Below are 14,926 nucleotides of genomic sequence, written 5' to 3' on the forward strand. Positions count from 1 at the left end.
GTCGATGTGCGCGGCGACGCGCGGAATGTGGTTCAGCATCTCCTCGTCGGTCAGCGACTCCCATATGGGCACGCGCGATCCCTCGGGGCTGTTGAGGCTCCCGTCGATGATCGACACGGACAGAGCCACACACTCGTTGCAGATGTACACCCCGGGGCCGGCGATCAGCTTGTCGACCTCGGCGGTCGGCTTGCCGCAGAAGGAACACCGGGTGGGTTCGGCCAGAGCGTCGGGCGGTGTCACGGCGCACTCCTATGATGTCAGGATTTCCCTGACATCATAGGTCGTCAGGGAATCCATGACAACTCGTATGCGCGTTGCGCCGCCCTGACGCCACTCCGGCAGCAGGGCGATTGCCGTTACTGAGACACGCTCCTAGTCGTTCTCGGAGGTAAGCCGGTGTCGAGCTGTGAAACGGGGGAGAGGCCAGGTTTCGGCGGTGTCCGTGGCCATGCCAAAGTCGCCACAGGTGGCCAATTCCAGGTCACCGCTGGTGGCCGGATAGAGGTCCCCACTCTGCTCGCGTGTCATCGAGGGGTGTGTGCCCTGAGCGGTGATCGTGACGGTGTCAGCCAGTCACGAGATCACCGCCCAGGGGGTCTGTTCGGCCATGAAATCTTCGGGGGAAGTCATGGACATCATCGCCGCCTACCGCGAGGTAGGCACCTACCGCGGGGCCGCCGCCATGTGCGGCACCACCCACAAGACCGTCAAACGCATCATCAACAAGGCGCTGGCCGACGACAAGCCGCCGGGCCGCAAGCGCCGTGAGCACAACTACGACGCGGTCACCGACCTGGTGACCGAGAAGGTCGCGGCCACGGCCGGGAAGATCTCGGCCAAACGGCCGTCAACTCCGTGGCAAGTTGCATGAGCTGCGTTTTCACCTCGATCGGGAAGCGGTACGGATCACCTACTGGATCGCACCGGGCCGGCGGATCACCATGCTGATGGTGTTCCGCAAGCAGTGGATGCGCGAGTCCGCCGAGGTCGAGCGCGCGTGGCGGGCTATGCAACGGTATATCGCTGAGGCGCGCACGGCAGACGAGGAGTGAGAGGCATGGTTGAGCGCGAGAGCTGGGGCGCCAAGCGCGCTGAGATCACGAGCCGTCCCGGGGCAGGTGCGGCATACGAGGCCGCCAGGATTCGGTTTGAGCTGGGCGAGGCGGTACGGCTGCGCCGTGAGCAGCTTGGCCTGACCCAGAGCGAGCTGGCCGAGCGTACGGGGTTGAAGCAGCCGGCGGTGGCACGGTTCGAGGCGGGGGGGACGATGCCGACCATCCCGATGCTGGAGCGGCTCGCGGAGGCTCTGGAGATGCGGTTGAGCGTTCAGTTCCAGCCGCTGCGCGAGGCGAGCTGATCTTTCAAGGCGTTTTGAGGGCTGTGGCTCGCCGAAGCGGGAGCGGTGGGTTGAACAATACTGAGAACAATCAAGGTTCAGGCTCGGAAACTCTCCCTGACCAGGGCCTTCGTGAAAGGTGGGGCCGCACGGTTCGAGCCCCGAGCGCCGGTCGCATGCCGACCGCTCATATCAGGGGCGTTACCGTGCTCTCGACACTGATCATGGGGGTGGAAAGGACCACCTCGGCTGCAGACGCTCGGCTCGTGTCCGGATCTACAACGAGGTGTGGACCCTCATCGCGGGCGGTCTCGTTTCTGAACGCCTCGGCGCCGTCGGCGCTCGCCAGCGGCTGATCTGCCGATCGTTGACTGGTGTCAGGCGGCCGCGCCGGGGCAGCTCACCTGTCATGGGCAAGGTTCTCGTCGGTACGGCGTCCTGGACGGACCGGTCGCTGCTGAAGTCGGGCTGGTACCCGCCGACGGCCACCACGCCGGAGGAACGGCTCGACTACTACGCGTCGACCTTTCCTCTGGTCGAGGTCGACGCCACCTACTATCACCCGCTTGCCATACGCACCGCCGAGTTGTGGCGCGACCGTACGCCTGACGGCTTCATCTTCAACGTCAAGGCGTTCTCGTTGCTCACTCAGCATCCGACGCGGGTGCAGGCGCTCTACAAGGATCTGCGGGGTCGGCTGCGTACGGCCAAGAGCCGGGTCTATCTGCGTGACGTGGGAGCGGGGATCGCCGAGGAGGTCTGGGGCCGGTTCGTGTCGGCGCTGCGGCCGTTGCACGAGGCGGGCAAGCTGGGGGCGGTGCTGTTCCAGTTCCCGCCGTGGTTTCCCGCCGGACCCGCCAACCGCGACTACATCCTGCGATGTCGTGACCGGTGTTCACCGATGCGGATCTGCGTGGAGTTCCGCCATGGGTCGTGGATGACCGGGGAACGGCGTGAGGAGACTCTGAGCTTCCTGGCCGCCAACGACCTGCCGTACGTGGTGGTTGACATGCCGCAAGACCACTCCTCCTCGGTGCCGCCGGTGATCGCGGCGACCGCGGACCTGGCCGTGGTGCGCCTGCACGGCCATTCCGAGCAGTGGACCAGCAAGAGGATCGAGGAGCGTTTCGGCTATCTGTATTCCACGGCCGAGCTGGAGCACTGGGCCGTCCGCATCGCGCGCCTCGCGCGGCAGAGCCGTACCACACACGTCCTGACGAACAACTGCTGTGCCGACAACTCCCAGCGCAACGCCGCCGAACTGACCGAACTGCTGGCCGAGCGCGGTGCAGAGGTAGTACGGCCGCCAGCGCGTCCCCGCCAGGAGGCGCTACCCGGCCGGGGTGTCGGCAGGGAGGGCCGAGGGGGCTGAGTCGACCTACTCGCTGCGAGGTGACGAACATGTCGTATCGGGTGTGGGCTTGGCATTGGTGCACGCGGGGGAGTCATTTCCCGCTGGCCACTGTGCCCCAGAACGCCGGCCCCTTGACCGAGGTCCTCTCCCAGGCGATCAGGACTGTCGCCTCGCTGCACGACTTCACCTGTGGTCTGCCTCATGCCGGGTCCCCCTCGACCTGAGCTTCCCCCCGCATCTGGGGCATCCCGCGTGAGTTGGAGAGGGCCGGAGTCATCGTCCTGGCCGACAAGGGCTATCAGGGCGCCGAAGGCCCGGTCATCACCCCGTACAAGGGCAAGAACAAGCCGGAGTCCCGGAAACAGGCCAATCGCTCCCACGCCCGGCTGCGCGGACCCGGCGAACGCGCGAACGCCCAGCTAAAGAGCTGGAAGATCCTCCGGAAGCCACGCTGCAGCCCCAGCAGGGCCGGTCACCTCGTCAAAGCCATCGCCGTCCTTCAAAACCACCGCGTTGCGCAGGCCGCCCGAGGATGAAAAAGGTTCAGTGTAGGCGTGAGCTGCTGTGTGCCTCTGTTGCAGTACCAATGTTCCGTGACGATCCAGAACAGCCCGAAAACCAGATGAGCACCAGATGTACGAAGTGGGACGATCCGGATCATGGCTAAAGGAACGCCCCTCATGGACTTGAAAAGAGCAAGACGTTCCGGTGAACCTGTGAGGGTCAGCCGGGAGATCGACCGTTCGGATCGGCTCGATGCCTACGTGGTCGGCATCGGCCGAAAGTGGGTACTGCTGCACACCATCTCCGACGAACTCCGTCTCGACGGCCACTCGGCCATACGTCTCCGCGATATCAAGCACGCGACGCGTTCGGGCTGGAAGGGTGCAGCCATGACCCATCGTGCCCTCGCCTTACGTGGGGAGTGCGTCCAGCCTCTGACCGGGGTCGACCTTGATTCCACCGCGGGCCTGATCGAGACGCTGACCGAGGCGTTTCCTCTCATGGCTGTCTACATCGAAAAGATCGACCCACATGTCTGCTACATCGGCCGTGCTCACGGGGTCACCCGGAAGAAACGATTGTGTCTCCAGGAGATCGGGCCGGCTGCGGACTGGGCACTCACCTACTTCACAAACAAGACAACGGACATCACCCGGTTCGACGTTGGTGGCGGGTACCTCGATGCCCTCCATGCGGTCGGTGGAGATCCACCAAAGTGTTGACCTTCGGCAGTGCAACGTCTGCGCGACCGGAATGCGACCACCAGTTTGGAAGATCCCGGTGCGCGACCCCGTGAGCTGCTGGGGCCCAGGTCGAAGATGATCTTGCCCTGCCCGTGATTCCTCCTGTTCCCCGGCCTTACTGGCACGCGAATGGCACGGCCTGAGAACCCCGTGCGGACGCAGGCACCCCTTCCCACCGGATCTTCCCGTCTGCCTCGTCTCACCCCGGAGGGGCAACAGCTCGGGGACGGAGGGTCAAGGCCGTCTTCGCGTGTACGTCAGCCGGTAGACGTTCCTCGGTCATTGGATGCCAACGGTCACAGACGGCCTTGATCCGGAGGAGTCGAGATGTTGGGCTTGCCTGGGACGTGGCAGACGGGAAGATCAGGCTTCCACCCCAACCACTTACGGCCTCGGAACTTGTCAAGCTCGGTGAGACATGATTGCCTTAGCCGTTCTCTGCCTGCTTCTCCCGTTTGTCGGGGTCGTTGATCCACGCTTTCGCGGGGATCGCGGGTGGAACCGGTCTCCTGCGGAACCGGCCGGGGTTGGCCTGATAGGCGACCTCCAGGGTCTCGGCCCGCTGGGCGCGGATCTGCTCCGCGGCGCCGAAGTGCACCGAGGCCGGAGTGTGCAGCCCGATCCCCGAATGGCGGTGCTCGTGGTTGTAATAGGTGAAGAACGCCTCGCAGAACGCGCGGGCGTCATCGATGCTCCCGAACCGCTCGGGAAAGGCCGGGCAGTACTTCAGCGTCTTGAACGCCGCCTCCGAGTAGGGGTTGTCATTAGAGGTCTTCGGCCGCGAATGCGAGCGGGTGATCTGCAGGTCGGCCAGTAGCGCGGCCACGTCGCCCGATGTCATCGAGGTGCCGCGGCCGGAGTGCACCACACGCGGCCGGCCACCGTTGCGAGCCACGGCGGTGGCGATGAAGTCAGCGGCCAACTCGGCGCTTTCCCGGTGCTCGACCCGCCGGCCGACCACGTAACGGCTGTAGATGTCGAGCATCACGTACAGGTCGTAGGTGATACCCGGACGGGCCCCTTGAGCTTGGTGATGTCCCAGGAGAACACCTGGCCGGGGGCGTCGGCGACCAGCTCGGGGATCGATTTGGCCGGGTGGCGGGCCTGAGCGCGGCGCTCGCGCACACCGTCCTCGGCACGCAACAGCCGGTACATCGTGCAGATGCTGCACAGGTAGCGGCCCTCGTCCAGCAGCGTCGCCCACACCTGCGGCGGAGCTTTATCGATGAACCGGCAGGAGTTGAGCGTCTCCAGCACCCGGTGACGCTCATCGCGCGACAACGCATTGGGCGGAGCCGGACGCGGCGCGGGCGGGCCGGCGCTCCGGGGCCGGGGGTTGCGCCGCCGAATACAGGGTGGCCCGTGAGATCCCGGTCAGCTCGCAGGCGCTCTTGATGGTCAATACCCGTTCCAGCTGCTCGAATGCTTCGGTGATCACTCGGTCGGCCTGCTCGGCCTGCCCGGGGTGTCCACCTCCTCGGACAACAGTTGCAAGAGCTCGTGTGCTTTTCCCAGGATCGTCAGCGCCTTCTGGGTCTTGGCCAGCTCCGCGGCGAGCTTCTCGTTCTCCCGCCGCAGCCGCTCGGCCTCTTTGCCGGCCGGGCTCTTGGCGTCTTTGCGCACCGGCGGCTTGGGTTCCAGCGCCTGCAACGCTCCATGATCGCGGGCCAGCCGCCAGTCCAGGATGTGCGTGGAGTACAGGCCCTCGCGGCGCAGCAGCGCTCCCTTGGCACCCGGCTCGGTCAGCGCGTCGTACTCGGCCACGATCCGCAGCTTGTACCCGGCGCTGAACCTGCGCCGTTTGGGCCGCTCGGCCCGTGGCCCCTTCGGCTCTGGCTCCGAACTCACTGTTACATCATCACGCACGCCGACACTCAGGTCGGCAGCAGTCAAGGTCACGATCGTCAACGGTCCTGTTCTCGCCCTACATGCAGCTCAGAAGGGTACTTCCTCCTGATGTCTCACCTGACCCTGCCAAAGAGGGGCCGGGTGTCGTAAATGGTGTGAAGCGAGGCTGGCGGTGCCGGCCGGGAAGTCACGGAAGCGTGCAGCCATTCAAACAAAATTAGTAACGGCCGAGCATTGATCGCTGTCAATATTGCTGGTTCAATGCGACCGTCAGCATCTAAGTAAACGGAGGTTGTACGTGGCACTCCTGAAACGACGCGGCACGGTCATGCTCGGGGTCGGGCTCTTCGCTCTGCCCCTCGTGGTTTTTGCCGGGCCGTCAGCCGTCGCCGACACCGGCTGCGGCTCCAGCAACACCGGCTGGTTCCCCTACGATGTTCGCACCGACGTGATTATAGTCAACCAGAACCAGCACAACGAGCGCGCGGTGGAGCTGAATCTCACCAACGATCAGGTATCCGATCATTCCTATGCATCGATCGGCTATGGCTACAAGTCGGGCGACCAGACATGGGTCGACCGTTCCTACAACGGCGGAAGAACGTGGACTCAGTGTGGTCCGTTCACACGCTCTTACTCCAACACCCTGAGCAACATCGGCAACTCGATGCGTGCATGCTGGCGTCCGGTCGACTATCCGCAATCCTATTGCACTGCCTGGTATTACGACAAGGACTAACGCGGCGGCGGCCCCACATGACAAGGGTGCTTGTAGCCCTCTGCGGGTAGATCATAAAATGGCCACCGCTTCGATTGGCGAGGGCGTGTACAGACGCGACACGAAGCGGTGGTCACCTGTATCAGGCCGCGATTAAGTTCGATGTTTCGCCGCATCACGCGCTCCCAGCCGACGGTAAAGGCCAGGCGAAGGTCGGCAAGCAGCTCGGATAGCGTCGGCCTTGCCCGGTCGAGGTGACCGACGTCGCGTTCCGGCCCGCCGATCTGGCGCCTGAGCCCAAGAGCGCGGGGATCGTCTTCGCCCGGGGTGTCGGCCAGGAGTGCGGTCATGAGGCCCAACGCCAGGTCGATGCGTCCCCGCGGGCCTGGGGGCGACCGGTGTTCGCTCCTGCGGCGTCATCTTGTCGTCCGTCATCTCGTGATCAGAGAACGCATCGGCCCTGCGACGCCAAGAGGTGCAGGCTCTTTTACCACGCATGTTCAGCATGTTTCACCTGGAAAACGATAGGCCTGAGTATCAAAGGTCAAGGTGTCTTGCCAAGGAATATCCCGTCTGACAGCCTGGGGGTGTGGCAGCGCACGAGGGTGACCCGGTCAGAGTCTGCGTCGAGCGGAGCGGGCTTGAGGTGCCCGTCGACGAACTGGCGGCACTTCGTCGTGACGACGAGCTGTTCCGAAGTGGACTCGCAGGGTTCGACGAGGTGGACCTGTCCCAGGCGGACGCGACGTTCGACGTGATGCGCCCATATCCTGACGGCATCGGTGAGGCGACGGCCTCCCCCCCGCGGCGTACCGAACGCGTCGATGCGGCGCGGGGCACCGGGAGGGAGCCGGTGACGCTGACCGAGGCCGGCGAGGCACTCGCCGAGGGCCGGTGCACGTCTACGGAGCTGACCGAGCGCCTGCTTGAGCGCATAGCCCGTCTGGACCGGCGCCTGGGCGCCTTCGTGACGGTGGACGCCGCCGGAGCCGTGCGGCAGGCCGAGGAGGCCGACCGAGATATCGGCCGAAGGCGCCGCCGTGGTGCGCTGCACGGCGTTCCGATCGCGATCAAGGACGTCATCGACGTCGAGGGCCTGCCGACGGTGGCCAACAGCAGGTTGCGGCTGGGCCGCCCACCCGAGCCGCACGACGCGGTCGTGGTACGGCGGCTGCGTGAGGCGGGCGCCGTCGTGCTCGGCAAGACCACGACCTACGAGTTCGCCGCCGGGCTGCCCGACGAGGACGCGGGCTTCCCCCACCCGCGACACCCGTGGAACGACGAGCACAGTCCCTTGGGCTCCAGTACGGGCATGTCCATCGCGATTGTGGCCGGGCTGGCGTTCGGCGGACTCGGCACCGACACCGGAGGGTCGGTTCGGGCACCGGCGGCAGCGACCGGCCACACGGGTCTGAAGTGCACGTACGGCGCGTTGAGTAACCGCGGTGTCGTGGCGCTGGCGCCCAGCCTCGATGTCGTGGGACCGATGGCCCGATCGGCACGCGACTGCGCGTACCTGCTCGACGCGATGTCGGCGGCCCGTGACGGGCCGGTCGCCGGGGGGATGGGCGCCGTGGCGCGGTTGGACGCGACGCGGGGCAACCTGTCCGGCACCAGGATCGGCGTGCCCGTCCCATGGTTCTATGACCACCCGCATTGCAGCGCCGAGTCGCTCGACGCCACCCAGCGGGCACTCGACGCGATGGCAGACCTCGGCGCCGCGGTCGACCGGGTCGACCTACGGGGCAGCGGTCTGGCCGCCACGTGCAACCACGTCATCGTGGTGTCGGAGGCTCTCGCGCGGCACCGTGCCGACCTCGCCCGTAGCTGGGCCCTCTACGGCTCCCATACCCGGGTGACCATCGCGCGTGGTGCCCTTGTGTCGGCGCCTGATCTCGTTCGCGCGCAACGCTTCCGTTCGGTGTACGCGCAGTGGGTCGGTGAGCTGCTGCACCGCTACGACGTCCTCGTCACGCCCACCACCGCGGCGGCGGCGCCGCCGCTGCGCACGCTGTCCGCCAGCGAGCGTCTGGAGGCGCCCAGCTTCACCAGTCCCTGGAATCTCGCCGGGCTGCCGGCCGTCGCGATTCCCGCGGGCTTCAGTGCCTCCGGCCTGCCTCTGTCGGTGCAGATCGTCGGCCGCCCATTCGCGGAAGGCACGGTTCTAGCGGTCGCCGACGCCTACCAGCGGATCACGGACTGGCATCTACGCGGCCCGCGACTCGGCTAGTCGCACGGCTCGGCCGACGTTCTACGCCAAGGCGGCCCCGGCGTGATCGACGACGTGAGCGCTCGGGCCCAGTACGTCGGTGCCGGCCTCGTGCGGGTTCAGGACGGAGGAACCGACGCTCATGGCGAGCGCGCCCGGCGGCGGTTGTTCAGCGGTGAACCGAGCGGACCAACGGTAGGGGCACGGAGGCGCGGCAGAGGCGTACTCCCTCCAGCCGCAGCCCGGGACACGACCCTTGTTCGTGCCGCCCTTCATTGATCAAGGAGCTTGTCCAATGAAGGGCGGCGCCGTGCACCCGGCTTCCAGAGGGAGCCCCGGCGGCTTGCGGCGACTCCTGTCTTACTCTGGCCAGATGCCAAGTAATCAGCCATAAACGTGGATCAACGGTGCCTGTCGAGTCAGGGTGAGACGCAGAGGAGCGGTCCAGGTTGCTTGGTATAGCCTATTGACCACTCGGCGCGGTATCCGTAGGGTCTCCCCCATGTCGCCGATGCGTCAGCCGTTGGAGGCTTCGGTCCGGCTTAGAAGGAGGTCTCACGGTGTCGAGAGTTTGGCCAGTGCTCACGGGCGGCGCGAAGCCAGCCGTGGGGCGGAGACGTTTCGTCGCCGCCCTGTCCGTGCTCGCTACCGTGGCCGTTGCCGCGGCGTGCGGTTCCGGCCCGTCCGGCTCCGCCGGTGACGGGGGGTACTCAGGGACGCTCGTCGTGGCGTCGTTCGGCGGGTCCTTTGACGAGGCCCTCAACGAGGTGGTCGTCAAGCCGTTCGAGAAGAAGTACGGCGTCAACGTCGAGGTCGTCACCGTGCTGACCTCCGAGGTGATGGCCAAGCTGCGCGCCCAAGGTGCTCGCGCCGGCTACGACGTCGTGCAGTTCTCGGGTGGACAGGAGACCGAGGCGTTCGAGCTCGGCCTGATCTCTCCGCTCAACGGCGAGGTGGCCACCAACGCGGCTGATGCCAACCCGGCCGCGAAGCGTGCGGACGGAAAGATCGCTCCGGCCTACGCCTTCAACACGACCGGCATCATCTACAACGTCGACAAGGTGCGGCCGGCTCCCACTTCGTGGGACGTCCTGTCCGACCCCAAGTACGCAGGCAAGGTCGGCATCCCCGATATCTCCGTGACCGCGGGGCAGAACCTGCTCATCTCGCTGGCGCGGATCAACGGCGGTGGCGAATCGAGCATCGACCCGGGCTTCGACGCGCTTCCCGCCCTGCTGAAGAACTCCCGTTCAGTGTTCGGCGACGGTCCGACCATGACGCAGTTGCTCGGTCAAGAGCAGATCGTGCTGAGCGTCTTCGACAGTGGGTACGGCTACCTGCTGGCTAAGAAGGGGCTACCCGTCCGATTCGCGATCCCCGACAAGGGAGGCGTGCTCTATGGCCTGACCTCCCAGGTGGTCAAGGGCGGTGCGCAGGAAAAGCTCGCCTGGGAATGGGTGAACTTCCAGCTCGACCCGCAGATCCAGGTCGCCTTCGCCGAGCGGGCCGGCTACGCGCCCACGAACGGCAAGGCCAAGGTCGAGGGCGAGTTGAAGAAGCTCCTGCCGCTGTCGAGCGCCATCGACCGTCTTGAGCCCTCCGACGCGAAGGCGGTGGCCGAGAACCGGGCGGCGTGGACCGAGCGATGGAACAAGCTCGTTGGCAAGCGATAGAGCCCTGAGCCCGGAGACGCGGGAGCGGACCGCCGCTCCCGCGCCCTCCGATGGAAACCGGGACCGTTCAGGTGGTCGCCGCCGGTCGAGGCCGCGGCCGTGGCTGCCGCTGCTTCCCGTGACGGTGCTTTACCTCGTGCAGTTCGTGCTGCCGCTGGCCATCGTGGCCGTGACCGCGTTCCAGACGAGCGCCGGCCCCGGCGTGATCACCTCCGACCTGACCCTCGGCAACTTCCACAAGGTGTTGACCGACTCGTTCTACCTCGAGATGCTGGGGCGTTCGTTCGTCCTCGCCCTGGGTACGGCAGTGCTGACGGTACTGCTCGGTTACCCGATCGCCTGGGCCCTGGCTCGGAGCCGGTCCTGGCTGCGAACCTTGATCTTGGTTGTCGTCATGACTCCGCTCATGACCAGTTCGGTGGTCAGATCCTTCGGCTGGATGGTGCTGTTCGACCCGGAGAGTCCCATCTTGAAGCTCTTTGGACCCCTGGCGGACGAGCGCACCGGACTGATGTACACGATGCCCGGTCTGCTCATCGCGATGGCCCACGTGCTGTTGCCGTTCATGGTCCTCACGTTGTACGGCATCATCGATCGGCTCGACCCGACGCTTGAGCACGCCTCCCTGAACATGGGGGCCGGCCGTGTCGAGACGTTCCTGCGCGTGACGTTCCCGCTGACGCTGGGAGGCGTCTTCGCGGGCATGCTGCTCGTCTTCGCGACCGCCATCAGCACCTTCGTGACGCCGAAGCTCATCGGCGGCACGCAGTACCGAGTACTGGCAACGGAGATCTACGAGCAGTCGGTGCAACTGCTGAACTGGCCGCTGGCCAGTGCCATGGCGCTGTTGCTGCTGCTCATCGCCGTACTCACCAATCTCGTCTACGTAAGCCTGACCCGCCGCATCCCCGGAGGAGGATGATCTTGAGCCTCCGTCGGCCCACCCGTTTGATCTTCCCTGTCGTCGTTGCCGCGATCATGGTGTTCCTCGTGTCCCCGTTGGTCGTGCTGGTCGGTACGGCTTTCACCACGACGAGCTACCTGACCTTCCCACCCAAGGGATGGACGCTGTCCTGGTTCACCCAGGTGCTGCGGGATCCGACGTGGGGATACGCGGCTCTGAACAGTCTGGTCATCGCGGCGGCGGGTTCGCTGCTCGCGAGCGTGGTGGCCATTCCGGCGGCCGTCGTGCTCTCGCGGCGCGGCGTGCGAGCGTCCAACACCGTGACGACGCTCATCATGGCGCCCATCATGGTGCCCGGCATCATGTTCGTCCTCGGTGTGATGCTGAGCTACAACAGGTTCGATATGGCGGCGCCGCAGTGGGGACTGGTGCTCGCGCTGGCCGTGCTCACCACGCCCTACATCGCTCGCACGATGATCGCGGCGCTGTCCCAGCTTGATCCCGGGCTTGAGGAGGCCGCGATGAGCCTGGGTGCTTCGCGGGTCCGGGCCTGGGTCCAGATCGTGCTGCCGAACGTGTCCAAGTCGTACTTCTCCGGGTTGGCACTCGCCTTCATCCTGGCCTTCGACGAGCTGGTCGTCCCGCTCTTCCTGGCCGGACCGTCTTTTCCCACCCTTCCCGTCCGGATCTATCGGTCGGTGGCCTTCGACGTCAGTCCGGAGATCTCAGCGGTGTCCTCGCTGCTGGTCGTGGTGGCGGTCGTGGTCGCGACCTTCGCGGTCCGTGACCCCTCGACTGCGAAAACCGCGAGGTAGGAAGCAAGATGTCTGATCTGGAAATCACCGGCCTGACCAAGAGGTACGGGACCGAGTCGGCGCTCGACGATGTCACGTTCACAGTGTCCGACGGTGAACTCGTCACGGTGCTCGGCCACTCGGGGTCCGGCAAGACCACGCTGCTGCGTAGCGTCGCCGGCTTCATCGAGCCTACGTCGGGCGACGTGCGGGTCAATGGAAACAGCCTGCTGGACCTGCCGATCAACCGGCGTGGCATCGGCATCGTGTTCCAGAACTACGCGCTGTTCCCCCATATGACCGTACGGCAGAACGTCGGCTACGGGCTGCGTGTTCGCCGGATCCGCAAGGACGAGGTACGCGAGCGGGTCGATCGCGAGCTGGAGCGTGTGCAACTTTCCAAGTATGCCGATCGTAAGCCGGCGCAGTTGTCGGGCGGTCAGCAGCAGCGTGTCGCGCTGGCCCGGGCCCTTGTGCTCGAACCGAGCATCGTGCTGTTCGACGAGCCGTTCAGCAACCTCGACGCGATGCTGCGCGACGGTCTCCGCCGGGACCTGCGTCAGTTGCAGCGGCGGCTGGGCTTCACCGCGCTGTTCGTGACCCACGACCAGCGTGAGGCGATGGCGCTGGCGGACCGCGTGGCCGTGATGCGTTCCGGTCGCCTGGTGCAGTACGGCCCGCCGCAAGAGATCTACAACCGCCCGTCGCAGGTGGAGGTGGCCGCGTTGCTGGGTCGCTCGAATCTGCTGCGTTGCCTGGTCAAAGAGCGTGACGCGATGCCGGTGCTTGAGTGGTGTGGTCAGCCGCTGATCGCCGACGATTCCATCCCGGCGCACGCCAGAGAGGTCACGGCGTTCATCCGGCCGGAGAACCTGGTCATCGAGCCGCCGGTTGAGGGCGCCACCTCGCGACCGAACGTCATCACCGGCCGGGTGGTCTCGACGGACTACTTCGGCTCCGCCTCGCTGATCACGGTCGAGACGGAGAACAACGAACCGATCCTCGTCGAGGCGCGGCACAACGCTCTGAGCGACCAGGACGTATCCGTGGGCGCCCAGGTCACCGTCCGCATCCCCAAGGAGGCCATCCGGATCCTCGACTGAGTGCAGGGCAGACATCGACACACCTGAGAGGAAACAGAGTGCTAGACCTCATCATCCGCAACGGTCTGGTCGTGGACGGCTCGGGTCGCCCCGGACGTCGCGGCGACGTCGCGGTCCAGGGCGACGAGATCGTATCGGTCGGCCGGGCCTCGGCCGACATGCGGGCCGTTACGGAGATCGACGCGCAGGGGAAGGTGGTGTGCCCCGGCTTCATCGACGTCCACGGCCACTCCGACTCGCTGCTCATCATGGACCCCCAGTGCGACTCGAAGATCACGCAAGGCATCACGACGGATGTCGGCGGCAACTGCGGCCTGTCGCCGGGCCCGTACCGTGACCTGTGGTACGTCGACTGGTGGGTCGACAACCCGAAGAACTTCTTCTCGGTGCCGATGGATGAGGGCAAGCAGATCCTCGCGGGTCACGGCCTGGAGCTGGACTGGACCGACCTCGCCGGGTTCTACCGGCGGCTGGAGGCGGCCCGTCCGGCGCTCAACTACACCGGCCTGATCGGGCACTACGTGCTGCGCGCCACCGCCTACGGGGAGGCGGAGACCCAGCCGTGGCGGCAGCCGACCCGCGCCGAGCTCGACGTCATGAAGGCGTTGGTCCGTGAGGCCATGGAGCAGGGCGCGCGAGGGATCTCATGCGCCTTCCACCACACAGACCCCGAACTCGACGTGCCGGTCGAGGAGTTCCAGGAGCTGGCGTCGGTCGTCGCCGAGTTCGACGGTGTCTTCGCCTTCCACCTGCGCTCCTACACCGACGGGCTGCTCACGGCCGTGCGCGAGGCCATCGAGCTGGCGGCCAAGACCGGCGTGCGCACCACCATCTCCCATCTGTGGGGTGACGGTAAGGAGTACTGGGGCAAGGTCCGGGTCGCGATGGACGCGATCGAGAAGGCCCGGCTGCGCGGGATCCCGATCTGGTGCGACGTGCTGCTGACCCTGCAACCTCGCAACTATATGTCCGGCGGTCTCAAGACGCTTTTCCCCGATGAGGTCGCCACCGAGGCCGAGGGGCGGTGGGGTGAACACTTCGCCGGCTCCGGCGCCCTGAAGTCGGCGGCGCGCCGGATGCGGGCCGGTGGGAGCAACCGCTGGTACAAGGAGCGGTTCAACCCGCTGACGTACTGGCCGATGTGGGACGAGATGATGCGGGTCATCTACAGCCCGCAGCGGCCGGAGTTCGAAGGTCTGATGGTGTACGACCTGGCCACCGAGCTGGGCTGTGACTCCTACGAGGCGCTGTGCCATCTCATTCAGCTCAACGACGGCGATGCCGACACCATGTTGGAACGCACCGACGACCGGGACATCATCGACGTGCTCGCGCACCCCGTGAGCATGGTGGGAACGGATGGCAGTCCGGTGCGCCCCATCCGCAGTCCGAGACCGCCGAACCCACGGCTGTATGGCACGTTCCCGCGGCTGTTCGCGCACTTCGTGCGCGACAAGCAGGCGCTGCGCCTGGAGGAGGCCGTGATGAAGTCGACTTCCATGCCGGCGGAGTTCCTCGGGTTGAGTGATCGTGGCGTGCTGCGGGAGGGGTTCAAGGCGGACATCGCGGTCTTCGATCCGGCGACCGTGCAAGATTACGCGCACCTGCGGAGCAAGCCGGAGAGCTACCGCGACTATTCACGGGGTGTCAGCGACGTCATCGTGAACGGCAGGGCCGTGGTGCGGGACGGCATACTCACCGAGGAGCGGCCCGGGAGGGTGCTTCGTCACGGGTAGA

The 14,926-nt window shown here is 66.0% G+C and carries 14 protein-coding genes and 3 pseudogenes; 13 read left to right on the forward strand and 4 right to left on the reverse strand.

Annotation, left to right across the window (positions count from 1 at the left end):
• Positions 1–102: 102 nt before the first annotated feature.
• Positions 103–243: pseudogene (locus tag ABZ194_RS11185) on the reverse strand (ClpX C4-type zinc finger protein); the annotation flags it as partial.
• A gap of 367 nt (positions 244–610) precedes the next feature.
• On the opposite strand from ABZ194_RS11185, the pseudogene ABZ194_RS11190 reads away from it, so the two are divergent.
• The 6 genes and pseudogenes from ABZ194_RS11190 to ABZ194_RS11215 all read left to right on the forward strand — a co-directional run.
• Positions 611–847 (forward strand): annotated as a pseudogene (locus ABZ194_RS11190) (IS21 family transposase); the annotation flags it as partial.
• 19 nt (positions 848–866) lie between these two features.
• The gene (locus ABZ194_RS11195) at positions 867–1,055 is read left to right on the forward strand and encodes a type II toxin-antitoxin system RelE/ParE family toxin (protein WP_355594829.1); all 189 of its coding nucleotides are present in this window, start codon (positions 867–869) and stop codon (positions 1,053–1,055) included.
• 5 nt (positions 1,056–1,060) lie between these two features.
• The gene (locus ABZ194_RS11200; protein ID WP_355594831.1) at positions 1,061–1,360 is read left to right on the forward strand and encodes a helix-turn-helix transcriptional regulator; all 300 of its coding nucleotides are present in this window, start codon (positions 1,061–1,063) and stop codon (positions 1,358–1,360) included.
• 388 nt (positions 1,361–1,748) lie between these two features.
• Positions 1,749–2,711 (forward strand): DUF72 domain-containing protein, encoded by a 963-nt coding sequence (locus ABZ194_RS11205; RefSeq protein WP_355594833.1) that lies wholly within the window; start codon positions 1,749–1,751, stop codon positions 2,709–2,711.
• 206 nt (positions 2,712–2,917) lie between these two features.
• Positions 2,918–3,229: pseudogene (locus ABZ194_RS11210) on the forward strand (transposase family protein); the annotation flags it as partial.
• Between the two features lie 123 nt (positions 3,230–3,352).
• Positions 3,353–3,919 carry a hypothetical protein gene (locus tag ABZ194_RS11215; protein WP_355594835.1) on the forward strand — a complete coding sequence of 189 codons (567 nt, stop codon included), beginning with the start codon at positions 3,353–3,355 and terminating at the stop codon, positions 3,917–3,919.
• Positions 3,920–4,367: 448 nt separating this feature from the next.
• Here the strand turns inward: ABZ194_RS11215 and ABZ194_RS11220 are convergent, their stop codons facing one another.
• The 3 genes from ABZ194_RS11220 to ABZ194_RS11230 all read right to left on the reverse strand — a co-directional run bounded on the left by ABZ194_RS11220 (position 4,368) and on the right by ABZ194_RS11230 (position 5,788).
• The gene (locus ABZ194_RS11220) at positions 4,368–4,925 is read right to left on the reverse strand and encodes an integrase core domain-containing protein (protein ID WP_355594877.1); all 558 of its coding nucleotides are present in this window, start codon (positions 4,923–4,925) and stop codon (positions 4,368–4,370) included.
• Positions 4,925–5,197, reverse strand: coding sequence for a hypothetical protein (locus ABZ194_RS11225; RefSeq protein ID WP_355594837.1), 273 nt, complete (start codon positions 5,195–5,197; stop codon positions 4,925–4,927). The genes ABZ194_RS11220 and ABZ194_RS11225 overlap by 1 nt, the downstream gene beginning before the upstream one ends.
• Before the next feature lie 177 nt (positions 5,198–5,374).
• Positions 5,375–5,788 (reverse strand): hypothetical protein, encoded by a 414-nt coding sequence (locus ABZ194_RS11230; protein ID WP_355594839.1) that lies wholly within the window; start codon positions 5,786–5,788, stop codon positions 5,375–5,377.
• Positions 5,789–6,086: 298 nt separating this feature from the next.
• Here ABZ194_RS11230 and ABZ194_RS11235 point away from each other — a divergent pair, with 298 nt between their 5' ends.
• From ABZ194_RS11235 to ABZ194_RS11265, 7 genes are all read left to right on the forward strand, one after another.
• Entirely contained in the window at positions 6,087–6,527 is a 441-nt protein-coding gene (locus tag ABZ194_RS11235; protein WP_355594841.1) for a hypothetical protein, read from the forward strand.
• A 568-nt stretch (positions 6,528–7,095) separates the two neighbouring features.
• Positions 7,096–8,736, forward strand: a complete 1,641-nt coding sequence (locus tag ABZ194_RS11240; protein WP_355594843.1) for an amidase — start codon at positions 7,096–7,098, stop codon at positions 8,734–8,736.
• A gap of 557 nt (positions 8,737–9,293) precedes the next feature.
• Positions 9,294–10,388 (forward strand): extracellular solute-binding protein, encoded by a 1,095-nt coding sequence (locus ABZ194_RS11245; protein WP_355594845.1) that lies wholly within the window; start codon positions 9,294–9,296, stop codon positions 10,386–10,388.
• A gap of 118 nt (positions 10,389–10,506) precedes the next feature.
• Positions 10,507–11,310, forward strand: a complete 804-nt coding sequence (locus tag ABZ194_RS11250; RefSeq protein WP_355594847.1) for an ABC transporter permease — start codon at positions 10,507–10,509, stop codon at positions 11,308–11,310.
• A gap of 68 nt (positions 11,311–11,378) precedes the next feature.
• Positions 11,379–12,107, forward strand: coding sequence for an ABC transporter permease (locus tag ABZ194_RS11255; RefSeq protein WP_355594849.1), 729 nt, complete (start codon positions 11,379–11,381; stop codon positions 12,105–12,107).
• Between the two features lie 8 nt (positions 12,108–12,115).
• A complete protein-coding gene (locus tag ABZ194_RS11260; protein WP_355594852.1) occupies positions 12,116–13,189 on the forward strand; it encodes an ABC transporter ATP-binding protein in 1,074 nt (357 codons plus the stop codon).
• 38 nt (positions 13,190–13,227) lie between these two features.
• A complete protein-coding gene (locus ABZ194_RS11265; protein WP_355594854.1) occupies positions 13,228–14,925 on the forward strand; it encodes an amidohydrolase family protein in 1,698 nt (565 codons plus the stop codon).
• Position 14,926: the final 1 nt, after the last annotated feature.

This window comes from Streptosporangium sp. NPDC006007, from assembly GCF_040614315.1.
Lineage (GTDB): Bacteria > Actinomycetota > Actinomycetes > Streptosporangiales > Streptosporangiaceae > Streptosporangium.